Origin of the sequence: Planomonospora sp. ID67723, from assembly GCF_015711605.1 — a bacterium.
Classification (GTDB): domain Bacteria; phylum Actinomycetota; class Actinomycetes; order Streptosporangiales; family Streptosporangiaceae; genus Planomonospora_A.
The window spans coordinates 871,270-894,780 of sequence record NZ_JABTEZ010000002.1 but is presented as its reverse complement, the minus strand read 5'-3'; the positions used below and the strand labels follow the sequence as shown (position 1 = coordinate 894,780).

Below are 23,511 nucleotides of genomic sequence, written 5' to 3'. Positions count from 1 at the left end.
CTCCCGGCCGCCTCCCCGATCTCTGCCGGACCGCTCCGGTTCTCCGCCCCTTCGCCGTGGGCTACCCTCACCGCCGAGGGACGGAGGCCCGCATGCGACTGAGCGCGCTCTTGGAGATGGCCGAGCTGGGACTGTCACCGGTCACGGGCCACGACGAGCTGGAACGGACGATCCGCTGGGTCGTCACCACCGACCTGCTCGACCCGGGCCGCTACCTGAGCGGCGGCGAGCTGGTGCTGACCGGGCTGGTCTGGCGGCAGAGCCCTGCCGACAGCGAGCGGTTCGTGCGGAGCCTGGTCGCCGCGGGGGTCTCCGCGCTGGGCGCCGGCGACACGCGGTGGGGCGAGATCCCCGAGGACCTCGCCGAGGCCTGCCGGCGGCACCGGATGCCGCTGTTCCACGTGCCGAAGGAACTGTCGTTCGCCGAGGTCACCGAGCACATCGTGCGGCGGCTCTCCACCGCCAGGGCCTACGACATGACCGCCGTGCTGGACCGGCACCGCCGGCTCGTCGCGGGCGCCACCGCGGGCGCGGGCCTGGACCCGGTGCTCCACCTGCTCGGCCATGACCTGGGCATGCCCTGCTGGGTGCTCACCCCGGCCGGCCGGGTGGTGGCGGGCTCGCACCCGCTGCCCGAGGGGATCGCCCCGCTGCTGGCCCGCGGCTTCCTGACCGCCAAGCGCATGCCGTGCACGCTGCGCGGCGTCGAACGCAGCGAGGCCGGGAGATACTCGATCTTCCCGGTGGACGAGCAGACCACCCCTCGGGTCGCCGACTGGTTCCTGGCCTTCCAGGGCTCCTACGAGGACTGGCCGGAGGAGCGGCGGGCGCTGGCCGGGGAGCTGGCGGCGGTGGTCGCGCTGGAGCGCGCCCGGCTGGACGACCGGCTCAGCCCCAAGGGCCGCATCGCGCAGGAGCTGGTCCAGCTCGTCGTCTCCGACGGCAGGCCCAGCGACATCCTGCCCCGGCTCCAGGTCACCGGCCTGGTCACCGATCTGGGCGGCGAACGCGGCTTCGTGGCCGTGGCCGCGACCTCGCACGACGGGCTGCGCCCCGGCGAGCTGCGGGTCGTGGTCAAGGAGATCCTCAACCGCTCGTGCGCCTCCCCGGTGGTGGGCGTGGCCGGGGAGGAGGTCATCGCGCTCATCCCCGCGCCGGAGTCCGACATCACCGCCGAGGTGCGCGAGGCGGTGCGATCACTGGCGCCGGGGCTCGGCTCCGGCAGGCTCACCGTGGGGGTCAGCGGGATCGCCCCGGTGGACGGGCTGCGCGGCGCGGTCGAGGAGGCCCGCTACGCCCGCCGGATGGCCGAGGGCCGCGCCGAACCCGACGCGGTCGTGGGCCACGACGAGCTGGCCACCCACGTGCTGCTGCTGGCCTCGGTCCCCGACGACGTGCGGCACATGTTCCGGGTCCGGCTGCTGGACCCGCTGCGCGGCTACGACCAGGTGCACCGGGCCGACCTGGTCCGCACGCTGGAGGCTTTCCTGCAGGTGTCGGGGTCGTGGACGAAGTGCGCGGAGATCCTGCACGTCCACGTCAACACGCTGCGCTACCGGATCCAGCGGATCCAGGACCTGACCGGCCGGGATCTGTCACGTTTGGAGGATCGTGTGGACTTCTTCCTGGCGCTGCGGCTGGGTTAGGACGATCGCACGAACTTACTTTTACGGCCTTGACCAGGGATAAGTCTGGAAACCTACCCTCACTTCCATGACTACCCGCCCCATCCTCACCACCGAGTCCGGCGCGCCGGTCGCCGACAACCAGAACAGCCAGAGCGCCGGCCCCGGCGGTCCCCTGCTGATCCAGGACCAGCAGTTGCTGGAGAAGCTCGCCCGGTTCAACCGGGAGCGCATCCCGGAGCGCGTGGTCCACGCCCGCGGCTCGGGCGCCTTCGGGCACTTCGAGGTGACCGAGGAGGTGTCGCGGTTCACCCGTGCCGCGTTCCTGGCCGAGCCGGGCAGGCGCACCGAGGTGTTCGTGCGCTTCTCCACCGTGGCCGGCGGCCTGGGCTCGGGCGACGCGGTCCGCGACCCGCGCGGCTTCGCGGTCAAGTTCTACACCGAGGAGGGCAACTACGACCTCGTCGGCAACAACACCCCGGTCTTCTTCCTGCGCGACCCGCTGAAGTTCCCGGACTTCATCCACTCGCAGAAGCGCGACCCGTTCACGGGCGTCCAGGAGCCCGAGAACGTCTGGGACTTCTTCTCGCACTCCCCCGAGGCCACCCACCAGTTCACCTGGCTCTTCGGCGACCGGGGCATCCCGGCCTCCTACCGGCACATGCACGGCTTCGGCTCGCACACCTACCAGTGGGTCAACGCCGAGGGCGAGGCGTTCTGGGTGAAGTACCACTTCAAGAGCGACCAGGGCATCCGCACCCTGACCGCGGAGCAGGCCGCCGAACTGCACGGCCGGGACCCCGACTCCCACCAGCGCGACCTGCACAGCGCCATCGAACGGGGCCTGTTCCCCTCCTGGACCCTGTACGTGCAGATCATGCCGGTCGCCGAGGCCGCGACCTACCGGTTCAACCCGTTCGATCTGACCAAGGTCTGGCCGCACGCCGACCATCCGCTGGTCAAGGTCGGCCGGCTGACCCTCGACCGCAACCCGGACAACGTCTTCGCCGAGGTGGAGCAGGCCGCCTTCTCGCCGAACAACTTCGTGCCCGGCATCGGCCCCTCCCCGGACAAGATGCTCCAGGGCCGCCTGTTCGCCTACGGCGACGCCCACCGCTACCGGCTCGGCGTCAACCACACCCAGCTCCCGGTGAACGCCCCGCGCGCGACTCAGGCCGCCAACTACGGCCGTGACGGCGCGATGCGCGCCGACGGCAACGGACGGCGGGCCAGGAACTACGAGCCCAACAGCTTCGGCGGGCCGGTCGAGACGGGCGTCCCCCTCGCCGCCGGGGTCGAGCTGTCGGGCGTCACCGGCTCCTACCGGAATCCGGTCCACGCCGAGGACGACGACTTCGTCCAGGCAGGTGCGCTGTACCGGGTGATGTCGGAGGCCGAGCGCGAGCGCCTGACCGCCAACATCGCCGCCAGCCTCGCCCAGGTGCCCGACGACGCCATCGTCGCCCGCGCGGTCGCCCACTTCACCGCGGCCGACCACGACTACGGCTTCCGCGTCGAGACCGCCGTCAAGGCCCTGCGCGGCTGACCGCCCCGGGATCCGCCTTCCCGGAGGGGCGCCGCCGCCCGGCCGCCTCGGGGCGGGGTCGTCACTCACATCGCTCCCCGCCCCGCCCGCGGCGCTCCCCCGAGCTGTCGGCCGCGGCGCCTAAACTTGAGGCATCATGACTGCTCTCTCCCCCATCGGCGGACACGTCTCCGTCACCGGCGGCCTGGCCAAGGGCGGGCTGCGCTGCGCCGAGGACATCGGCGCCGAGATGATCCAGGTGTTCGTCACCAACCCCCGGGGCTGGGCTCTGGCCGCGGGCGACCCGGTCCAGGACGAGCGGCTGCGCGAGTCGGGCACGCTGACCTTCGTGCACGCGCCGTACCTGGTCAACCTCGGCACCCCCACCGCCGACACGCTGGAGAAGTCGGTGGCCACCGTACGGCACAGCCTGCTGCGGGCCGCGGCCATCGGCGCGAAGGGGCTGGTGGTGCACACCGGCTCGGCGGTCAGCCAGTCCCGCGACGAGGCCCTGCGGCAACTGCACGAGCGCCTGCTCCCGCTGCTGGAGGAGATCCCCGACGACGGTCCCGACCTGCTGCTGGAGCCGATGGCGGGACAGGGCGGGATGCTCTGCGCGACCGTCCAGGACCTGGAGCCCTATCTCGCCGCCCTCGACTGGCACCCGAAGGCCGGCGTCTGCCTGGACACCTGTCACGCCTTCGCCGCCGGTCACGACCTGTCGACTCCCGAGGGGGTGCGGGAGACCTTCGACGCCCTGCACGCGGTCGCCCCGGGCCGGCTCCGGCTGGTCCACGCCAACGACTCCAAGGATGTCTGCGACTCCAAGAAGGACCGCCACGAGAACATCGGCGCGGGCCACATCGGCGCCCAGGCGTTCGGGGAGCTGATGCGCCATCCGGCGGTCGCGGGGATCCCGCTCTGCATCGAGACGCCCGGCGGTGCCGACAAGCACCGTGAGGACATCGAGCTGCTGAAGAAGCTCCGCGGGGCCTCCTGAGGCCGCGCGGGCGCCTCGTGACGTCACCCGCGGGTGCGACGGGACGCCCGTCCTCGTGATCCGGCCGCCCCCGTGTGGCCGGATCACGGTCCGGCCCACTGGCCGGACCGGGCGTCCCGTCGCACCGGAGATCGCCGGACCTCACCCCCCGGTTCGATGGTCCGGAAGACCGCCGGACCCCACCCCCCCGGGTTTGAGGTCCGGCAGCCAGGTGACCGCTCACGGCGTTCACCCCGAGCCCCGCACGCACCAAGTCCACGAGCCTCCCGGCTCCGTCCCCCCCTGGTGCGGCGGGATCCGCTCTCCGATGCAGGAACACTATGGGGGCCGCCTGCCGGGTGACTCCCCGTTTTCGACGGGCGCGACTAACGGTGGGTAGTTGTCGTCGTACGGAGAGTGTTCGCGCGACGAGCGGTCGAAGACGGACGACGAACGGTCGGTTCCGGGGTGAGGGGACGGGTGTTCACCCCACACCGGCTCATGTCTGCGCGTCCGAAGGGATCGGGCGGTCCCGGAACTGGCGGACGAGCTGCTCGCGCACCTGACGGGTGTGGCGGCGGCTCACCGGCAGCGTCTCGGTGCCGACCTGCAGCACCGCCCGGCCGCCGTCGAAGCGGAGCTCGCTGACGTGCCGCGCGGAGACCAGGGTGCTGCGGTGCACCCGGATGAACCCCGCCTCGGCCCAGCGCCGCTCCAGCGCCGCCAGGGACATGCGGATCAGGTAGGTGCCGTCGCCGGTGTGCAGGCGCACGTAGTCGCCCTTGGCCTCGGCGAACCACACCGCCTGCTGGGAGACGAACCTGGTCCGCCCGCCGAGCTCCACCGGGATGACGTCCTCCGGCTCCGGCCCGGGGACGGGGACGGCGGGTATGGCGGCCTCAAGACGCCGTACGGCCTCCGCCAGCCGGTCCGCCCGCACCGGCTTGAGGAGGTAGTCCACCGCCTCCAGCTCGAACGCCTGAACCGCGCAGTCCTCGTGTGCGGTGACGAAGACCAGGCGGGGCGGATTGGGGAAGCCTCCGACGAGGCGGGCCAGGTCCAGGCCGTCGAGACCCGGCATCCTGATGTCCAGGAAGACGCCGTCGAGTCGCTCGCCCGCACCGATCATCCCGACCATGTCGTGGAGTGCGGTCACGCCGTCGGAGGCGGTGAGGACGTGCTCGATACGGGGATCTCCTCGGAGCAGGTAGGCCAGTTCTTCCAGTGCGGGGACCTCATCGTCGACAGCAAGGACGCGCAGCATGCGGTCCACGCTGCGCCCGGGTCACGGTGCACGCAAGCGGTATGCCAACTGATGGTAAAGATTTGACTACAAAGAGCTACCGGCCGGGCTATGCTTCGGAACCCGCAGGCGCACGCGGGTCCCGTTGCCCAGAGCGCTCTCCACGACCAGACCGTAGTCCTCACCGTAGATCTGGCGCAGCCGCAGGTCCACGTTCGCCAGGCCGATCCCGCTCTCGCCGCGGCCCTCGCGCGGGCCGTCGTCGAGCAGCAGCCGGGCGTGGGCCGGGTCCATGCCGAGCCCGTCGTCCTCGACGCTGATGTGCGCCTCGGGACCGGCGTCCTCGATCACCACCCGGACCTCGCCCGAGCCGCCGTTGCGGACCAGCCCGTGTTTGATGGCGTTCTCCACCAGCGGCTGCAGGCACAGGAAGGGCACCGGGACGGCCAGCACCTCGGGTGCGACCCGGACCGTGAAGCTCAGCCGGTCGCCGAACCTGGCGCGCTCCAGCAGCAGGTAGCGGTCCACGCAGTGCAGTTCGTCGGCGAGCGTGGTGAGGTCACGGGCGCGGCGCAGCGCGTAGCGGGTGAAGTCCGCGAAGTCCACCAGCAGCTCGCGGGCCCGCTCGGGGTCGGTGCGGACGAAGGAGGCGATGGTGGTCAGCGAGTTGTAGACGAAGTGCGGCGAGATCTGCGCCCGCAGCGCCCGCATCTCGGCCTCCACGGCACGCCGCCGGGAGGAGTCGAGCTCGGCGAGCTCCAACTGGCCTGAGACCCAGCGGGCGACCTCGGTGACGGTCCGCACCAGCACCGCGCTGACCTCGGCGTCGTAGGCGGCCAGCGCGCCGACCACCCGGCCGTCCACCTCCAGCGGAACCACCACCGCGCCGCCGGCCGGGCAGCCGGGCCGCCCGCAGGCGAGGGACTCCCCGGTCACCACCTGCGGGCGGCCCGAGGCGAGGGCGGACCTTGCGTGCTCGGCCGCGTGGTCACGGTGGCACTCCATCGCGCCGTCCCAGGCGAGTACGCCGCCGGGGCCGGTCAGGGCGACGGCCCCGGTGCCCAGCAGCGTCCGCAGGTGCCGTACGGCCCGGCACGCGGACTCCCGCGTCAGGCCGGCCCGCAGCGACGGGGCCGCCATGGCCGCGACGTGCAGGGTGGAGAAGGTGGCCTCGTCCTGCCGGCCCGCGGGATCGCGGGGAAGCTCCGCGCTCCGGCGGGACAGGGCGAATCCGAGAAGGGCGCAGAGCACGCAGAGCAACGCCCAGCCGCTGGTCGACATGCGGAGAACCGTAGCCAACCCGCCCCTCCGATCAGGGGCGAACGCCGATTACGGTGGACCTTCGCCCGGTTCCTCCTGATAGGAGTAGCGCTGCTCCCGCCAGGGGTCGGCGATGTTGTGGTAGCCGCGCTCCTCCCAGAAGCCGCGCTTGTCCTCCACCAGGTACTCCACGGCGCGCACCCACTTGACGCTCTTCCACGCGTACAGGTGCGGGACGATCGCCCGGACCGGGAAGCCGCGCTCGGGCGCGATGGGCTTGCCGTCCAGCTCCAGCGCGAACAGGGTGTCGTCGCGGGCGAAGTCGCTCATCCTGATGTTGGCGCTGTAGCCGTACTCGGCCCAGAGCATGACGTGCCCGGCCTCGGGCGCGGGCGGGGCCAGTTCCATCAAGGTGGCCGCGGAGACCCCGCGCCACTCGTTGCCCATGATCGAGAACTTGGTGACGCAGTGGAAGTCCGCCACGACCGTCGTACGCGGCAGCTCGGAGAAGCGCGGCCAGGAGAACCGGTACTGCTCACCGGTGGCCGTCGCCCCCATCACGTGGAACTCCCACGTCGCCGGGCGGAAGGACGGCACCCTGCCGTAGTGGATCACCGGCTGCCCCCGGGGGACGTACTGCCCGGGGGGCAGGCGGGTCCCCTCCAGCGGAGTTTCGGACTGATCCACCATCACTCCTTTCGCGGCCTTCCCCGATAGCACGGGGCAATCCTGCCACCGCGGTTTTCCCACCGGACGGGCGGCCCTGCCTATTGCGATGCTCCGCATCGCGGCTCGGGGGCCGACAACCGGCGCCTTCCCTCGTCACTCATCCGCTCCGCTCCTTCGCTCCTCAGTCCAGTGCACCGGAGCCCCCTCACAGGCCTATCGCGATGCCCCGCATCGCGGCTCGGGGGCCGACAACCGGCGCCTTCCCTCGTCACTCATCCGCCGTGCCGACGGCGACGCTGCGCGTCGAGGCTCGGGGGCCTGTACGGCTTCGCAGATGAGTGCGCTACCATTTCCGCGATGCGTACTGCGTTCTGGTTTTGGTATGGCGACGGACCCGTGAGGTGGACCGTTCGCCCCCAGATGCTGCGCTGACAGCCTGGCGAACGAAAAGGCCCCGGGTCCGGATTACGGACCCGGGGCCTTTTCGTTTTCCCGAGAGCAACCACCTGAGGAGAGAAATGGTCATCATCATGGGCCCCGAGGCCACCCAGGGCGACGTCGAGGCGATCGTGGAGATCATCACCACGGCGGGCGGCAGCGCGTTCGTCAGCCGGGGTGTGAACCGTACGATCATCGGCCTGGTCGGTGACGTCGCCCAGTTCGGCGCGCTCAACCTGCGGAGCCTGCGAGGTGTGGCCGACGTGATCAAGGTGAGTGCCCCCTACAAGCTGGTGAGCCGGGACAACCACCCCGAGCGTTCGACGGTCCGGGTCGGCGGGGTGCCGATCGGCCCGGACACGGTGACCCTGATCGCCGGTCCGTGCGCGGTGGAGACGCCCGAGCAGACCCTCCAGGCGGCCGAGATGGCCAAGGCCGCCGGAGCCACCCTGCTGCGCGGCGGGGCCTACAAGCCCCGCACCTCCCCCTACGCCTTCCAGGGCCTGGGTGAGGCGGGCCTGCGCATCCTCGCCGACGTGCGCGCCGAGACCGGACTGCCCGTGGTGACCGAGGTCGTGGACGCCCACGACGTCGAGCTGGTGGCCTCGTACGCGGACATGCTGCAGATCGGCACCCGCAACGCGCAGAACTTCGCGCTGCTGCAGGCGGTCGGCGGGGTGGGCAAGCCGGTCATGCTCAAGCGCGGCATGAACGCCACCATCGAGGAGTGGCTGATGGCCGCCGAGTACATCGCCCAGCGCGGCAACCTCGACATCGTGCTGTGTGAACGCGGCATCCGCACCTTCGAGACCGCCACCCGCAACACCCTGGACGTCTCGGCCGTCCCGGTCGCCCAGCGACTGTCGCACCTGCCGGTCATCATCGACCCGTCCCACTCCGGCGGTCACCGCGACCTGGTCCTGCCGCTCACCCGCGCCGCCATCGCGGTCGGCGCCGACGGTGTGATCATCGACGTCCACCCGCACCCCGAGCTGGCCCTGTGCGACGGCCCCCAGGCCCTGGTCGACGGCGACCTGGGCGAGCTGGCCCGCGTGATGCGGGAGTTCCCCCCGCTGCTCGGCAAGACCCCGGCCGGTGACACCCTGACCCCCGTCTGACCCCCGTCCGGCGCCGCGTCCGCCGGCGCTTCCCGCATCCGGCCCCGCGTCGACCGCCATGAGCGTCCTGACCCGAGTACGGCCGCGGCCACAAGCCGCCGGCCGTACTCATGAGTAACCCGACGCGCGGTTGAGTACACGTGCTCACGCGCGGAGGCGGACGGGCCGTGAATCGTGGTGCCATGACCAAAGCGATCCAGCCCAGGAACAGCGGCCCCTTCTACATCCAGTCGATCCTGTCCTTCGGCGTCTCCGTCGGCGCCGTCGGCATCGGCCTGGCCTATCTGCCGGTCGGAGCATGGGTGCGCGCCTTCCTGGCCATCGGCGTCCTCTACGTCGTGACGTCGGCGTTCACCCTGGCCAAGTGCGTCCGCGACCGCCAGGAGCTCGCCGAGGTCACCACCCGGGTCGACCAGGCACGGCTGGACAAGCTCCTCGCCGAACATGACCCCTTCAAGGTGGACTGACCCGCGTGCGTCCAAAGGATGTCTCGACTTCCAGCAAAAAGCCTTGGAACCGCATGAACGACGCCGACTAGGGAATTGCCTGAAAAGGAAGCACTTACGGGGGTGGGTGATGGCCAGCGTTCTGGTCGTGGAGGACGACACCGACATCCAATTTATGATCAGCTTCTTGTTGAAGAAAGCCGGCCACGAGGTGCGCACGGCCGACGACGGACAGGCGGCCCTGGCGAAGTGGGCCGAGCAGCGTTGCGACCTGGTGATCTTGGATTGGATGATGCCGGGGCTCACCGGCCCCGAGGTGTGCAGCCGGATCCGCGCGATGCCCGGCGGGCAGGACGTGGCGGTGCTCATGTTGACCGCGAAGTCGGAGAAGGATGATGTGACCGAGGCGTTCGCGGCCGGCGTGGACGACTACATGACCAAACCGTTCAGTCCCCGAGAGCTCCCGGAGCGGGTCGAGGCCCTGCTGACCCGCGTGGCGCAGACCCGCCTCTGAGACGGGACGGGTCCCATCGAGCCCGCTCTCCGGCCGGGCGCGCCGGCCGGGGAGCGGATCCACGTCGGCCGGGGAGCGGACCCGTGCCGGCGATGCGGTCGTTTCCGTGCCCGGCCGGCGGTCCGGCCCGAAGGCCGTGGCGGCCCGCTCAGCCCTCCAGCGACGGCCCGCTCAGCCCTCCAGCTTGTATTCCTGGAGGGAGCCGGCGAGCTGGACGGCGAGCTCCTCGGCGTCGAGGCGCTTCTCGATCTGCTTCAGGTCGGCGATCTTGGCGGCGGTCTCCGCGCGGCGCGGGGCCAGCAGGGTGCAGCAGTCCTCGTCGGGGAGCTCGGAGATCGCCAGCGTGCCGATCCTCCGCGCGGTGGCCATGATCTCGGTCTTGTCGAGGCCGATGAGCGGGCGCAGGATCGGCAGGCCGACCGCGTCGTCCTGGGCGGTGATGTTCTGCAGGGTCTGGGAGGAGACCTGGCCCAGGGAGTCACCGGTGACCAGCGCCCCCGCGCGCAGGCGGCGGGCGACCTCCTCGGCGGTCTTCAGCATCAGCCGGCGCTGCGCGATGACCGCCAGGCGGTCCTGGCCGGAGGCCTTGATGGACTGCTGGGCCTTGCCGAAGGGCACCACCCACAGGCGGGACCCGCCCTGGAACTTGTCCAGCGCCCGCACCAGCGCGTAGGCCTTGTAGATGGACTCCGAGGTGGTGAACGGGATGCCGGAGAAGTGCAGGAAGTCCACCCGCAGGCCGCGGCGCATCATCCGGTAGGCGGCCACCGGCGAGTCGATGCCGCCGGACATCAGGACCAGGCCCCGGCCGCTGGTGCCGACCGGCAGGCCGCCCTGGCCGGGCAGGCCGCCGGTGTAGACGAAGACCTCGTCGCGATCCACCTCGATGGAGACGACCAGCTCGGGGTTCTTCAGGTTCACCGGCAGGCCGTAGATCTCGTTGAGCTCGCCGCCGACCGAGCGGTCGAGCTGCATCGAGGTCAGCGGGAAGCGCTTGTCCCGGCGGCGCGAGCGCACGGCGAAGGAGACGCCGCGCCTGACGTCCTCACGGTCGGCGAGCAGCTCGATCGCGGCCTTGGTGACCGCCTCGGGGGTCTTGGCGACCCGCCAGGCCCGGTGGATCCAGACCAGGCCGGGCACGTAGGTGATCCGCTCGGCGACCGCGTCGGCCACCTCGACGCCCGTGCCCTCCGGCAGGAAGACCGCGATGACGCCGTGGCGCTGCCGCAGGTCCACCGGGAAGCCGAACCCCTTCAGCGCCGCGCGGATGTTGGCCTGCAGCCGTCGCTCGAAGACCTCGCGGTTCCGTCCTTTGAGGACGACCTCGCCCAGCTTGAGCAGAACGCAGGGCTCGCCCAGTGCGGACACGGCCATGACGGGAACCTCCGGGGGAACTGCGGGTGCGGGAAGTGCGGCGCGGGCCGCTGACAGGCAACGCCGCGCCCCGGCCACTTTAGTCCCGCCTAGGAGTCGTCGAGGCCTTGCTCGATCGCATAGCGGACGAGTTCCACGCGATTGTGGAGCTGGAGCTTGTTCAGTGTGTTCTGGACGTGGTTCTGCACGGTCCGGTGGGAGAGCACGAGCCGCTCGGCGATCTGCTTGTAGGACAGGCCCTTGGCCACCAGCCGGAGCACCTCGGTCTCCCGTTCGGTGAGGCGCGGCCCGTCGGCCGGAGCGGGCTGGGAGGCCAGCCGGCGGTACTCCCCCAGGACGAGGCCGGCCAGCCCGGGGGTGAAGACCGCGTCCCCTCCGGCGGTGCGGCGGACAGCCTCCAGGAAGTCTTCTTTGCTCGCTGATTTCAGCAGATATCCCGATGCGCCGGCCTTGACCGCCTCCAGCACGTCGTCCTGCTCCCCGCTCGCCGACAGCACCAGCACCCGGGGCGGCGGGTCCGACGCGGCCAGCCTCCTGGCCACCTCCACACCGGACAGGTCGGGCAACTGCAGATCCAGCACGACCAGCTCGGGCCGGGCGGCCGCGGCCACGCGAATCGCCTGACGTCCCTCGCCGACCGTGGCCACCACCTCGTAACCGGCCTCGGCCAGGTCCCGCGCCACCCCGTCGCGCCACATCGGGTGGTCGTCCACCACCATCACACGCATCCTCCCAGCCTAAGCCGGGACGGACATCTCGATCTCGGTGCCGCGGCCGGGGGCCGAGATCACGGCGACCGTCCCGCCCAGGTCCTCCACCCGTCCCCGGATCGACTGGGCGACACCGAGCCGCCCGGCGGCCGCGGCCTCCTCCAGGCGGCCTTCGGGGATGCCCGGCCCCTCGTCGCGGACGGTCACCGTGACCATCCCGCCGTCGCTCTCGGCGAACACCCAGGCGGGGGCCTGGGCCCCGCAGTGCCGCGCCACGTTGTCCAGGGCGGCGCCGACGGCTGCGGCCAGCTCTCCGGCGGTCCCGGCGGGCAGGGTCAGCGGAGTGGCCGGCACCGAGACGGTCACCGTGCCGGACCCGTAGCCCTGCAGCAGGACGCGCAGGTCCACGGCGCCCGCAGGGGGCGCTTCGGGGCGGAGCCTGACCAGCTCGCGCAGGGCGGCCTCCTGCTCTCCGGCGAGCCTGCCCAGCTCGGCCGCCTCACCGCCCGCCTCCTGCCCGCGCCGCTGGACCAGGGCGAGCACCTGGAGCACCGAGTCGTGGATGCCCCGCGCGAGCCGTTCCCGCTCCCGGCCCGCCGCCTCCAGCTCGACCGCCTCCTGCATGCGCGCCTCGGCCTTCCCGGCCAGCCGGGCGACGTGCCCGACCAGCACGCCCGCGAGGAACAGCAGCACGGTTCCGTTGATCGGCAGCTTCTCGAACTCCATGCCGCCCGCTCCGCGCGTCCACAGGTCGGCCAGGGAGACGATCGCGGCGGCGAGGGCTCCCAGCCGGCGCCCGCCGTACACCCCCCAGGCCAGCACCGCGCCGCCCATCCAGGTGGCGGTGATCGGCAGGCTGCTCTCCTGGTGGACGCCCTGCACGGCGGGGGTGGCCAGCAGGCACCCGAGGGTGACGAGCATGTCGGCGGCGAGCAGCGGCCGGCCGCGGAACTCCTCGACGGAGTAGGCGAAGATCGTCGCGGCGGTCCACAGGGCCATGACCCCGATCACCAGCCAGCCGACCGCCGGGTTGGCGTACCCCCCGGCGCGGACGAGCAGGATCGCCGCGTACGCGAGGGAGGCGGCGCGGAACACCGCGACGGTCCGCCAGAACGAGCCCTCTATCCCCGTCACGGCTCGACCTTACCGTTCGCGACAAAACACCCAAAGCTGCAATAATCTCCCGATTCCCTCTCACAAAGAACTGGAACATGTCCCACGTAGACCACTTCTCCTCCGGCCTGCTCACCCCCTTGCTGGCCTATCTCATGTCGGGCGTCGGATGCATGCTCGGCCTCATGCTCACCGCCAAGGCGCGGGCGGCCGAGGGCGCCGCCCGCGCCCGCTGGCTGATCGGCGGCGCGCTGTCCATCGGCGGCACCGGCATCTGGGTGATGCACTTCGTCGCCATGACGGGCTTCTCCGTCGCCGGCGCCCAGATCCGCTACGACGTGCTCCTCACCGTCTGCTCGGCGGTCCTGGCGATCGTCGTGGTCGGCCTGGGGCTCTTCGTGGTCTCCTTCGGCCGGGCGAAGGCCCTCCCGCTCCTCGGCGGCGGCCTTCTCACCGGTCTGGGCGTGGCCGGCATGCACTATCTCGGCATGGCCGCGATGAACATGTCGGCGAGCGTCTCCTACGACCCGGCGATCGTCGGCGCCTCGGTGGCGATCGCGGTCGTCGCCTCCACCGTGGCGCTCTGGTTCACGGCGCGGGTGAGCGGCGTGCCCGCCACCGCCGGCGCCGGCCTGATCATGGCCGTCGCGGTCTGCGGCATGCACTACACCGGCATGTTCGCGATGGAGGTCCGGCCTAAGGTCTCGCTGGTCCCGATCGAGGGTGCGCGCGGCGTCGACTTCCTGCTTCCGCTGCTGGCCGTGGTCAGCCTGGTCACCCTGGGCCTGCTGCTCGCGGCCATCCTGTCCCCCTCGGAGCGGGAGATGAAGGTGGACGCCGAGCTGATGGCGCGGCTGGAGGAGCACCAGACCGGGAGCTTCGCCGCCATCACGCAGGCCGCGCCGCCGGTGCCCGCCGCCCCGCCGGTCACGGAGCCGAGGCGTCCCTCGCTGTTCGACACCCCCGAGAGATGACGTACGGCTTGCGCCGCCGTGGGCCGCTCGGTCGAGGCGCAAGCCGTACTCGGAGGGGATGCCCGGCGGTCGCCCGCCCTGCGCACGCAAGGCTAGGGCGGGTCCCCTGCAAACCGCTTGCAGGGGTGGCGGGCCGCCCGGACGACGAGCCGTCCGGGCGGGCCGGCGTCAGCCGAAGAAGACCTCGGCCTCCTCGTAGCGGCCGACGGGCACGGTCTTGAGCTCCTTGGTCGCCTCGTCCAGGCCGACGCCGACGATCTCGGTGCCCTGGAGGGCGACCATCGTGCCGAACTCGCCCTCGTGCACCGCGTCGATGGCCCGCAGGCCGAACCGGGTGGCGAGCACCCGGTCGAAGGCCGTGGGGGTGCCGCCGCGCTGGATGTGGCCGAGCACGGTGGTGCGGGCCTCCTTGCCCGTGCGCTTCTCGATCTCCTTCGCGAGCGTCTCGCCGATGCCGCCCAGCTTGACGTGACCGAAGGCGTCGAGCTCGCCGTCCTGCAGGGCCATCTGGCCCTCGATCGGGTGGGCGCCCTCGGCGACCACGATGATCGGCGCGTAGCGGGTCTTGAAGCGGGACTCGACGTAGGCGCAGACCCGGTCGATGTCGAACGGCTTCTCCGGGATGAGGATGACGTTGGCGCCCGCCGCCATGCCCGCGTGCAGCGCGATCCAGCCCGCGTGGCGGCCCATGACCTCGCAGATCAGCGCCCGGTGGTGCGACTCGGCGGTGGTGTGCAGCCGGTCGATCGCCTCCATCGCGATGTTGACGGCCGTGTCGAAGCCGAAGGTGTAGTCGGTGGCGTTCAGGTCGTTGTCGATCGTCTTGGGCACGCCCACGACCTTCACGCCCCGGTCGAAGAGCTGCTTGGCGACGCCGAGGGTGTCCTCTCCGCCGATCGCGATGAGGGCGTCCACCCCGGTCTCCACGAGATTCTCCTTGATCTTCTCGACGCCGCCCTCGATCTTGATCGGGTTGGTCCGCGACGAGCCGAGGATCGTGCCACCGCGAGGCAGGATGCCCCGGACGGCCTGGATGTCCAGCGGCATGGTCTCGCCTTCGAGCGGCCCCCTCCAGCCATCCCTGAACCCGACGAACTCGTGTCCGTAGACACCCACACCCTTGCGCACGACGGCGCGGATAACGGCGTTCAGGCCGGGGCAGTCGCCGCCCCCGGTCAACACTCCAATACGCATGGCATCCTCCGGTGGTGGTTCCGAGGCAAGACGGCCAGACTAAGTGGGGTGGTGCCGCCGGCGGTGGATTTCGCCGCCGACGCAACGCATTCTGCCCCCCGGGCAGGCGAATGGTCTAGACCAAGTGAAGAGGAGTGCGCGCATGTCGGTTCTCGCGATCGACGCCGGGACGACCGGGGTCACCGCGCTCGTCGTGACCGAGGACGGCCGGGTCGACGCACGGGGATACCGGGAGTTCTCCCAGCACTTCCCCGAGCCCGGCTGGGTGGAGCACGTCCCCGAGGAGATCTGGCAGGCCACCCTGGCCGCCTGTCGCGCAGCCCTGGACCGGGCGGACACCACCCCGTCGTGCGTCGGCATCACCAACCAGCGCGAGACCGCCGTGATCTGGGACGCCGCCACGCTCGCCGCGCCCCGCCCGGCGATCGTCTGGCAGGACCGCCGTACCGCGGAGATCTGCGCCTCGCTGCGCGAGGCGGGCCACGAACCCCGCGTCGCCGAGCTGACCGGACTGCGGCTGGACCCCTACTTCACCGGCAGCAAGTTCGCCTGGCTGGCCGAGCACGACCCCCGCGCCTGGGCGCACGTGACCGGGGGGCGGGCGGTCGTCGGCACCGTGGACTCCTATCTGGTGGCCAGGCTGACCGGCGGCGCCCGGCACGTCACCGACCCCTCCAACGCCTCCCGCACGCTCCTGTACGACCTGGAGGCGGGCGGCTGGTCGGCGGAGCTGTGCGAGCTGTTCGGCGTCCCGGCGAGCGCGCTGCCGGAGATCGTGCCGAACTACGGGGAGATCGGCCGGACCGACCCGGACGCCTTCCTCGGCCTGGACCTGCCGGTCAGCGGCATGGCCGGGGACCAGCAGGCCGCCCTGTTCGGCCAGACCTGCTTCTCCCCCGGTGACGTCAAGTGCACCTACGGGACGGGCTCGTTCATCCTGATCAACACCGGGAGCGAGATCGTCAGGTCGGACGCCGGGCTGCTGACCACGGTGGCCTGGCAGACGCCCTCGGGCGAGATCACCTACGCGCTCGAGGGGGCGATCTTCGTCACCGGGGCCGCCGTGCAGTGGCTGCGCGACGGGCTCGGGCTCATCGACACCGCCCCCGAGTCCGAGGCGCTGGCGCGCACGGTCCCCGACAGCGGGGGCGTGGTGTTCGTGCCCGCGCTGACCGGTCTGGGCGCGCCGCACTGGGACCCCGGCGCCCGCGGCGCCATCCTCGGCATCACCCGGGGCACCACCCGCGCCCACCTCGCCCGCGCCACCCTGGAGGCGATCGCGTTCGAGGTGCGCGATGTCGTGGAGGTCATGACGGGCGCGGCGGGCCTGAAGATGCCCGCGCTGAAGGCCGACGGCGGCGCGAGCGGCAACGACCTGCTCATGCAGGTCCAGGCCGACCAGCTCGGCACCCCCGTCGAGCGCCCTGCGATCCAGGAGACCACCGCGCTGGGGGCGGCCTTCCTCGCCGGGCTCGGCACGGGCCTGTGGTCCTCGGCCGAGGAGCTGCGCACGACTTGGAACCTCGACCGGCGCTTCGAGCCCGGCACGCGGGACGGCGCCACCTACGCCCGCTGGCTCAAGGCCGTCGACCGGGCCCGCGCCTGGGTGTGACCGCCGCCGGGCCGCGGCGGGAGGCCGCGCCGGCCGGGACGGCACGCCAGGGCAGCACGGTCACAGCGGCACAGTCACAGCGGCACGGTCACGGCAGCGGGAGCACGCAGGAGGGCGTGCCGGTGGCGAGGACCCGCCCGACCGGCTGCGGGATCCCGTCCTCGATCGGGAGGACGGCGATGTCGCCGGAGTTCTGGTTGGCGACGTGCATCCGGCCGCCGGCGATCGCGAAGTGGCGCGGCCACCGGCCGCCGCAGGGGACCTCGGCCGCCCTCGCCAGGGCCGGCCCCTCGAACACCGAGATCGTGTCGGGACCCCGGTTGGCGACGTAGACGCGACCGTCGTGCACCTCCAGGTGGGAGGGGTGGTTCCTGCCACCGGCGCCGCTGGCGGGCACGGCGGCGACCTCCCGCCAGGCGGCGTCGTAGGCGCGGACCGTGCCGTCCAGTTCCCCGGCCACGTACCAGTGTCCGCCGGCCCATGCCATGTGCCGGGGTCCCATGCCGGACGCCAGCCGTACCGGGCCGTCGGGATGTTCGGACACCTCGCCTCCGCGGACCGCGAAGCGGCGGACCTCGTCGGTGCCCAGGTCGGTCACGTACAGCACGCCGTCGGGGCCGAAGGTCGCCTGATGGGCGTGGGCGCCCTCGCGGTGCGGGAAGGCCCGCACTCCGGTCAGCAGTCCCGCCTCGTCGATCCCGTGCACGCTCACCGTGCCGTCGCCGTAGTTGGCCACGGCCAGCAGCGTCCCGGCGGGGTTCACCGCGAGGTGGCATGGCGACGAGCCCTCACTGGAGCGCCGGGCGAGCGGTTGCAGGGCGCCGCTCTCACCGCGGGAGAGGACCTCCACCGTGCCGTGCTCGCTCTCCCCCACCGCGTAGAGCACCGCACGCCTGGGATGGAGGGCGAGGAAGGAGGGTCCCGGGGCCGGTGTCTCCCCCAGCCGGTCCAGGCTCTCCAGGTCCACTAGGACGATGCCCGTCCCGGACCCGCCGGTGTCCGGGGTGTATCCACCGATATACGCAAGGCCCACCATCATGCTCCCGTCGTCATGGCCTATCGGCCAGTTTGCGAAGGTAGCGCAGTCCTTCCCGGCAGGGCACCGCCTACCGGCGGGTAACGGACGATCCCCCGACGCGCTGAAATTGTTGACTGGGTCAACCTAATCGTTGATGGTGTCAAGTATGGATGAGAGCATCACCGGTCACATCGCGGAGGTCCGCGCGTTCAACCGCTTCTACACCGGGGTCATCGGCCTGCTCGACCAGGGCATGCTCGGCACGCCCTACTCCCTGACCGAGGGCAGGATCTTGTTCGAGCTGGACCGGCACGGACGGCTGGAGGCCGGAGAGCTGCGCCGGCTGCTGGGGCTCGACGCCGGATACCTCAGCCGCATCCTCGGCCGCTTCGAGGCCGACGGACTGGTGACCCGTGAGCGGTCGGCCGCCGACGCCCGGCGGCAGGTGATCGCGCTGACCGGAGCGGGCCGGGCCACATTCAAGATCCTCGACGAGCGCTCGGCCGAGGAGGTGCGCGGGCTGCTCGGCGAGGTGAGCGAGGAGGACCGGCGGCGGCTGGTTGCGGGCATGGCGACGATCCAGGAGGTCCTCGGCCGGGCTCCCCGGCGCGATCCGTACGTCATCAGGCCGCCCAGGGCGGGCGACCTCGGCTGGGTGGTGCACCGGCACGGCGTGCTCTACAACTCCGAGTACGGCTGGGGCCAGGACTTCGAGGCCCTGGTGGCCAGGATCATGGCCGACTACGTCGACCACCACGACCCCCGGCGCGAGGCCGGATGGATCGCGGAGGCGGACGGCGAGCGGGCCGGGTGCGTGTTCTGCGTGCGCAAGGACGACGAGACGGCCCAGCTCCGGCTGCTGCTGGTCGAGCCGTCCGCCCGGGGCATGGGGATCGGCGGGCGGCTCGTGGACGAGTGCCTGCGCTTCGCCAAGGACGCCGGCTACCGCCGGATCATGCTGTGGACCCGGGACGTGCTGACCACCGCCCGGCGGATCTACCAGGCGGCGGGCTTCGAGCTGGTCGAGGAGGAGCCGGGCGAGGACTTCGCCGAGCAGATCTGGGCCCGGGACCTGTGACGGGCCGCCGGCGGGGACCGGCGGCCCGTCAGGGAATCCGGAAGGCGGACTCGCCCGTCACCGCAGCCCGGTCAGGAGCGCGGCGGTCCTGGCGTAGGCGACCGGGCCGGCGCTCCAGTCGGCGTCGACCGGGGTGACGCTGATCTTGCCCACGGCGAGGGCGGCGAGGTCGCTGCCCGGCTCACCGGCCGTGTCCGCCCGGTAGGAGACCTTCATGGTGAAGGCGTCCGGGGCGGTCTGCCGGTAACCGTGGGCGAACAGCTCCTTGCGGGTCTGCCGGGTGAGCGCGACGCCGGCCGGCGGGGCCAGGCCGGGGCGCGTCGGGTAGTTGACGTTGAGCCCCGTGTGCTCGGGCAGCAGGCGTCCGCCGCGGGCCCGGTCCTGGAGCCGTTCCACGAGCCTGACGGTGAAGTCGGCGGTGGCGGGCATGTTGGCGATCGTGTTCTGCGTGTTCGTGAAGTCGAACTCGGTGCTCACCGCGACGGCGGGCACGCCCAGGTCGATCGCGGTGACCGCCGCGCCGACCGTGCCCGAGTTGTTGACGATGACGCCGATGTTCTGGCCGAAGTTGGTGCCGGAGACCACCAGATCGACCTTGCGGCCGGCGAAGACGTGGCCCAGGCCGAACAGCACCGAGTCGCCGGGGGTGCCGGTGACGGCCCAGACCTTCTCGGAGACCTTCCGGGCGGTGACCTGGTGGCCCTCCTCGACGGTGCGCTTGACGCTCGCCCCGCTCTGGTTCGTGGCGGGGGCGACGATGGTGACGTCGTGCCCGGCGGCGGTGAGCTTGTCGAAGACGGCCTTGATGCCGGGAGCGCTGTAGCCGTCGTCGTTGCTCAGCAGGATGGTCAGCGGCTGCCGCGCCCCGGTTCCGGCCGCCGGGGTTCCGGCCGTGACCGCGGCTCCGGTCGCGGCCGGGGGGAGGGCGGGCACGAGGAGGGACGAGGCCGCGAGGACGGCGGCCAGCCGTCGGGTCAGTTTCATGGGGGGCTCCTGAGGTGTCTGCGGCGAGAGCTCGCCACGGAGGGAGCATGAACCATGGAACCGAGTAAGTGGTAGGTGTCTTTATGCAGTCGTTATATTCCCTTCGGTGGACGCCCGGACGTCATGAGTGCGCCTTCAGCAGCCGGGCGAAGGCCCCCACCAGCGAGGGGAGGCCGACCGCCTCGGGGTCCAGCAGCCACTGCAGCTGGACCCCGTCCTGGACGGCGAGCAGGAGGGCCGCGCCCTCGGCGGGAGTCAGTCCGCCGGGGAGGGCGTCTCCCAGCTCCGCGCGCAGCGCCCTCTCACCCAGCTCGCGCATCCTGGCGTAGCGCTCCGCGAAGTAGTCGCGCGCCGGATGGTCGTCGGTGACGCTCTCGGCCGCCAGCACGGTGAACGCCTGCAGCACACCGGGGCGGGTGGCGTTGTACTCGGCCAGCTGGACGATGTGCTCCAGTCGCGGCGACGTCTCCGTTTCGGCGAGCATGCGCAGCGAGTCGATGCGTTCGCGCAGGTCGAGCATGTCGACGAGCAGGCGCTCCTTGTTCGGGAAGTAGTGCAGCAGCCCCTGCTGGGACAGGCCCGCCCGCTCGGCCACGGCCGCCAGCGACGCGCCGCGGAACCCCCGCTCGGCGAAGACCTCCAGCGCCGCCAGCAGGATGGCGGCCCGGCGGCTTCCCGACCGCTCCTGCGCGGCGCGCGGGCCGGGCGCCGGCGGATCCGGCGGGACCGCGGCGGGCGCGGGACCGGCGGACGGCTCGCCGAGGCCGCGGCCGTCCGGCGTGACCGACCGGACCAGCCGGTCGGCGTAGTCGCGGAACTGCCCGACCATGTCCACGGAGTCGGGCCGCAGGCACCACTGGATCTGCAGGCCGTCCATGACGGCGGCGATCTCCCTGGCGATCGCGCCGTGGTCGATGCCGGCACGCAGCTCTCCGCTCTCGGACCCCTTGCGCAGGGACTCTTCGACCCGGCCGAGCACCATGGCGTAGCGGCCGGTGAAGTAGGCGTGGGCCGGGTGGGCGGGATCGGCCGCCTCCCCCGCGAGCGTGGTGAACATCCGCAGCAGGCCGGGCTGGGAGGTGTTGAACTCCGCCAGGCGCACCAGCGCGCGCAGCGCCTCGGCCGCCGATCCCGGCTCCTCGGCGAACTCGCGCTCGGCGGCGAGCGCGTCGCGGTGCTCCAGGACCGCGAGCATCAGCTGTTCCTTTGTCCGGAAGTGGTGCAGCACCCCCGGCTGGGTGATGCCGACCTCCTCGGCGATGCGGGTCAGCGAGGCGGCGTGGTAGCCGCGGTCGGCGAAGTGCTTGATCGCGACCTCGATGATGCGCCGCCTGCGCACGTCACCGACGGTGTAGCCCCCGCGGGCGCCGCGGCCGGAACGGGCGGGGGCGGACGGAGACGAAGGCGTGCGAGGGCTCACCCGGACAGCCTAGGACCCGGCCGGGACGGGGGCCGTACCGGAGAAGGGATCGGCGCGAGCCGCGCCGGGCGCTCACCGAGGACACCGGTGTGATGTGAATCACCCTGCCAGAAACTTACTGAGCAATAAGTTTTTACGTACCGTTGACCCACTCGTCGCGCTGACGAGCTTCCACCCCTGCTTTTCGAGGAGGCGCCCGTGGCGAAGGCTCGCCGGCTACCAGGCGCACTACATGATCGACCGGCTCGGTTGCCCCCCGAGAGGGCCTGTACATGGCCGTCGACCTCGCCCTCGCCGCCGCGGTGCCACCGGACGCCAAGGAGTCGGCCAAGGACATGGGCGTGCTGAACATCGCCAACGCGCTGCCCCAGTCACTGGTGCCGATCATCGCCCCGGCGCCGCCCGGCCTCTGCTGATCACTTCTGTCTCGAGAAAAGGGGAACCCCGGAGAATGCCGCCCTACCAGGACCCGGCGCTGCCGGTCGAGGAGCGGGTCACCGATCTGCTGGAGCGGATGACGCTCCAGGAGAAGGCCGGCCTGATGTTCCACACCATGCTGGCCATGAACACCGACGGCAGCCCGGTCGAGGACCCGGCCGCCCAGCCCGGCGGCGTGCCCACCACCGAGATGGTGCAGGGCCGGCTGATGAGCCACTTCAACCTGCTGGGCGGCGCGGGCCCCCGGCAGATGGCGCAGTGGCACAACCGCCTGCAGGAGATGGCGGCAGAGACCCGGCTCGGCATCCCGGTCACCGTCTCCACCGACCCCCGGCACGCCTTCACCGACAACCCCGGTACGGCGATGCTCGCCGGGGCGTTCTCCCGGTGGCCGGAGACCACGGGCCTGGCCGCGATCGGCGACGCCGGCCTGGTGCGCCGCTACGCCGACGTGGTGCGCCGGGAGTACCTGGCCGTGGGCATCCGGGTCGCGCTGCATCCGCAGATCGACCTGGCCACCGAGCCCCGGTGGTCGCGTATCAGCGGCACCTTCGGTGCCGACGCCGGGCTGACCTCGCGTCTGGTGACGGCCTACCTGGAGGGCATGCGGGGGCCGGGGTCCGGCGCGGAGAGCGTGGCCTGCATGGTCAAGCACTTTCCCGGCGGCGGCCCGCAGAAAGACGGTGAGGACCCGCACTTCGCCTACGGCAAGGAGCAGGTCTACCCGGGCGGCAACTTCGACTACCACCTGGCGCCGTTCAGGGCCGCCATCGCCGCCGGGGCCACGCAGATCATGCCGTACTACGGCGTGCCGGTCGGCACCGCCTACGAGGAGGTGGGCTTCGGCTTCAACAAGCAGGTCGTCACCGGCCTGCTCCGCGAGGAGCTCGGCTTCGACGGCATCGTCTGCACCGACTGGCAGTTGCTCAACGACACCCGCATCGGCCCCCACCACCTGGAGGCCAAGGCCTGGGGGGTGGAGCACCTCACCCCGGCCGGGCGCGCGCTCAAGGCGATCGAGGCGGGGGCGGACCAGTTCGGCGGCGAGGCCTGCCCGGAGCTGATCGTCGAGCTGGTGCGCGGCGGGCTGGTGGGCGAGGACAGGATCGACGCCTCGGTCCGCCGGCTGCTGCGCGAGAAGTTCCGGCTCGGCCTGTTCGAGCACCGCTTCGCCGACCCGGACCGGGCCGAGGAGATCGTGGGGAGCGCGGAGTTCCGGACTCTGGGCGAGAGCGCGCAGCGCCGTTGCCTGACCGTGCTGACCGGGGACGGCGTGCTGCCGCTGCCGGGCCGCCCGCGCCTGTACGCCGAGGGCGTCGACGCGGCGGTCGCCGCCGAGTACGCCGAGCCGGTGGCAGACCCGGCCGCCGCCGACGTGGCGCTGCTGCGCCTGCCCACCCCCCACGAGCCTCGCACCGGCGGCTTCTTCGAGACGTTCTTCCGCGCCGGATCGCTCGCCTTCGACGACGAGCGGCTCGAGGAGGTCCTCGCCGTGCTGGAGGCGGTGCCCACCGTGGTGGTGATCCGCCTGGAGCGGCCCGCGGTCATCCCGGAGATCGCCGCACGCGCCGCCGCGCTCATCGGCGAGTACGGCGCGGACGACCGGGCCGTACTCGACGTCGTCTTCGGCCGGGCCGCACCCCGGGGGCGGCTGCCGTTCGAGCTGCCCCGGTCGATGGAAGAGGTCCGGCGCAGCCGTCCCGACGTGCCCGGCGACACCCGGGACCCGCTGTTCCCGCTCGGCCACGGGCTGGACATCGCGATCTGAGGAGCCCTCCG

General features: G+C 72.0%; 21 protein-coding genes. 11 read left to right on the top strand and 10 right to left on the bottom strand.

Translation table 11 applies throughout. The annotated features are described in order from the left end of the window. Positions 1-92 precede the first annotated feature (92 nt). From HS041_RS16700 to HS041_RS16690, 3 genes are all read left to right on the top strand, one after another. Positions 93-1,646, top strand: coding sequence for a PucR family transcriptional regulator (locus tag HS041_RS16700; RefSeq protein WP_196441598.1), 1,554 nt, complete (start codon positions 93-95; stop codon positions 1,644-1,646). Between the two features lie 67 nt (positions 1,647-1,713). Beyond that, positions 1,714-3,171 (top strand): catalase, encoded by a 1,458-nt coding sequence (locus HS041_RS16695; RefSeq protein ID WP_196441597.1) that lies wholly within the window; start codon positions 1,714-1,716, stop codon positions 3,169-3,171. Between the two features lie 136 nt (positions 3,172-3,307). Next, positions 3,308-4,150 (top strand): deoxyribonuclease IV, encoded by an 843-nt coding sequence (locus HS041_RS16690; protein WP_196441596.1) that lies wholly within the window; start codon positions 3,308-3,310, stop codon positions 4,148-4,150. Positions 4,151-4,628: 478 nt separating this feature from the next. Here HS041_RS16690 and HS041_RS16685 read toward each other — a convergent pair whose 3' ends face one another. From HS041_RS16685 to HS041_RS16675, 3 genes are all read right to left on the bottom strand, one after another. Then, positions 4,629-5,393 carry a LytR/AlgR family response regulator transcription factor gene (locus HS041_RS16685; RefSeq protein ID WP_196441595.1) on the bottom strand — a complete coding sequence of 255 codons (765 nt, stop codon included), beginning with the start codon at positions 5,391-5,393 and terminating at the stop codon, positions 4,629-4,631. A gap of 66 nt (positions 5,394-5,459) precedes the next feature. Beyond that, positions 5,460-6,653 carry a sensor histidine kinase gene (locus HS041_RS16680; protein ID WP_196441594.1) on the bottom strand — a complete coding sequence of 398 codons (1,194 nt, stop codon included), beginning with the start codon at positions 6,651-6,653 and terminating at the stop codon, positions 5,460-5,462. A gap of 48 nt (positions 6,654-6,701) precedes the next feature. Then, complete coding sequence (locus tag HS041_RS16675) at positions 6,702-7,322, bottom strand: molybdopterin-dependent oxidoreductase (RefSeq protein WP_196441593.1); 621 nt, start codon at positions 7,320-7,322, stop codon at positions 6,702-6,704. Between the two features lie 497 nt (positions 7,323-7,819). Between HS041_RS16675 and aroF the strand changes: the two genes are divergently transcribed. The 3 genes from aroF to HS041_RS16660 all read left to right on the top strand — a co-directional run bounded on the left by aroF (position 7,820) and on the right by HS041_RS16660 (position 9,817). Further along, complete coding sequence (gene aroF / locus HS041_RS16670) at positions 7,820-8,857, top strand: 3-deoxy-7-phosphoheptulonate synthase (protein ID WP_196441592.1); 1,038 nt, start codon at positions 7,820-7,822, stop codon at positions 8,855-8,857. A 182-nt stretch (positions 8,858-9,039) separates the two neighbouring features. Beyond that, entirely contained in the window at positions 9,040-9,324 is a 285-nt protein-coding gene (locus HS041_RS16665; protein WP_196441591.1) for a YiaA/YiaB family inner membrane protein, read from the top strand. Positions 9,325-9,433: 109 nt separating this feature from the next. Then, entirely contained in the window at positions 9,434-9,817 is a 384-nt protein-coding gene (locus HS041_RS16660; protein WP_196441590.1) for a response regulator transcription factor, read from the top strand. Between the two features lie 171 nt (positions 9,818-9,988). Here HS041_RS16660 and thiI read toward each other — a convergent pair whose 3' ends face one another. The 3 genes from thiI to macS form a co-directional block, all read right to left on the bottom strand. Next, positions 9,989-11,191: a tRNA uracil 4-sulfurtransferase ThiI gene (thiI, locus tag HS041_RS16655; protein WP_196441589.1), complete on the bottom strand. Its 1,203-nt coding sequence runs from the start codon at positions 11,189-11,191 to the stop codon at positions 9,989-9,991. An 89-nt stretch (positions 11,192-11,280) separates the two neighbouring features. Next, the gene (locus HS041_RS16650; RefSeq protein WP_196442533.1) at positions 11,281-11,910 is read right to left on the bottom strand and encodes a response regulator; all 630 of its coding nucleotides are present in this window, start codon (positions 11,908-11,910) and stop codon (positions 11,281-11,283) included. Positions 11,911-11,928: 18 nt separating this feature from the next. Further along, on the bottom strand, positions 11,929-13,035 hold the full coding sequence (gene macS / locus HS041_RS16645) for a MacS family sensor histidine kinase (protein WP_307845326.1): 1,107 nt from the start codon (positions 13,033-13,035) through the stop codon (positions 11,929-11,931). 77 nt (positions 13,036-13,112) lie between these two features. Between macS and HS041_RS16640 the strand changes: the two genes are divergently transcribed. After that, entirely contained in the window at positions 13,113-13,988 is an 876-nt protein-coding gene (locus tag HS041_RS16640; RefSeq protein ID WP_196441588.1) for an MHYT domain-containing protein, read from the top strand. A 168-nt stretch (positions 13,989-14,156) separates the two neighbouring features. Here the strand turns inward: HS041_RS16640 and HS041_RS16635 are convergent, their stop codons facing one another. Beyond that, positions 14,157-15,182 carry a 6-phosphofructokinase gene (locus tag HS041_RS16635; RefSeq protein WP_196441587.1) on the bottom strand — a complete coding sequence of 342 codons (1,026 nt, stop codon included), beginning with the start codon at positions 15,180-15,182 and terminating at the stop codon, positions 14,157-14,159. Between the two features lie 142 nt (positions 15,183-15,324). Between HS041_RS16635 and glpK the strand changes: the two genes are divergently transcribed. Then, positions 15,325-16,794, top strand: coding sequence for a glycerol kinase GlpK (gene glpK, locus HS041_RS16630; RefSeq protein ID WP_196441586.1), 1,470 nt, complete (start codon positions 15,325-15,327; stop codon positions 16,792-16,794). Between the two features lie 88 nt (positions 16,795-16,882). On the opposite strand, the gene HS041_RS16625 is transcribed toward glpK, so the two are convergent. Further along, on the bottom strand, positions 16,883-17,830 hold the full coding sequence (locus HS041_RS16625; RefSeq protein WP_230879335.1) for a lactonase family protein: 948 nt from the start codon (positions 17,828-17,830) through the stop codon (positions 16,883-16,885). Between the two features lie 148 nt (positions 17,831-17,978). Here HS041_RS16625 and HS041_RS16620 point away from each other — a divergent pair, with 148 nt between their 5' ends. Then, positions 17,979-18,890: a bifunctional helix-turn-helix transcriptional regulator/GNAT family N-acetyltransferase gene (locus HS041_RS16620; RefSeq protein ID WP_196441584.1), complete on the top strand. Its 912-nt coding sequence runs from the start codon at positions 17,979-17,981 to the stop codon at positions 18,888-18,890. A gap of 57 nt (positions 18,891-18,947) precedes the next feature. Here HS041_RS16620 and surE read toward each other — a convergent pair whose 3' ends face one another. Next, entirely contained in the window at positions 18,948-19,874 is a 927-nt protein-coding gene (surE, locus tag HS041_RS16615) for a 5'/3'-nucleotidase SurE (protein WP_196441583.1), read from the bottom strand. 121 nt (positions 19,875-19,995) lie between these two features. After that, positions 19,996-21,294: a TetR/AcrR family transcriptional regulator gene (locus tag HS041_RS40050; protein ID WP_196441582.1), complete on the bottom strand. Its 1,299-nt coding sequence runs from the start codon at positions 21,292-21,294 to the stop codon at positions 19,996-19,998. A gap of 272 nt (positions 21,295-21,566) precedes the next feature. Here HS041_RS40050 and HS041_RS16605 point away from each other — a divergent pair, with 272 nt between their 5' ends. Together HS041_RS16605 and HS041_RS16600 are read left to right on the top strand one after the other, a co-directional pair. After that, positions 21,567-21,710, top strand: a complete 144-nt coding sequence (locus tag HS041_RS16605; protein WP_196441581.1) for a hypothetical protein — start codon at positions 21,567-21,569, stop codon at positions 21,708-21,710. A gap of 35 nt (positions 21,711-21,745) precedes the next feature. Then, positions 21,746-23,500, top strand: a complete 1,755-nt coding sequence (locus tag HS041_RS16600) for a glycoside hydrolase family 3 protein (protein WP_196441580.1) — start codon at positions 21,746-21,748, stop codon at positions 23,498-23,500. Positions 23,501-23,511 lie beyond the last annotated feature (11 nt).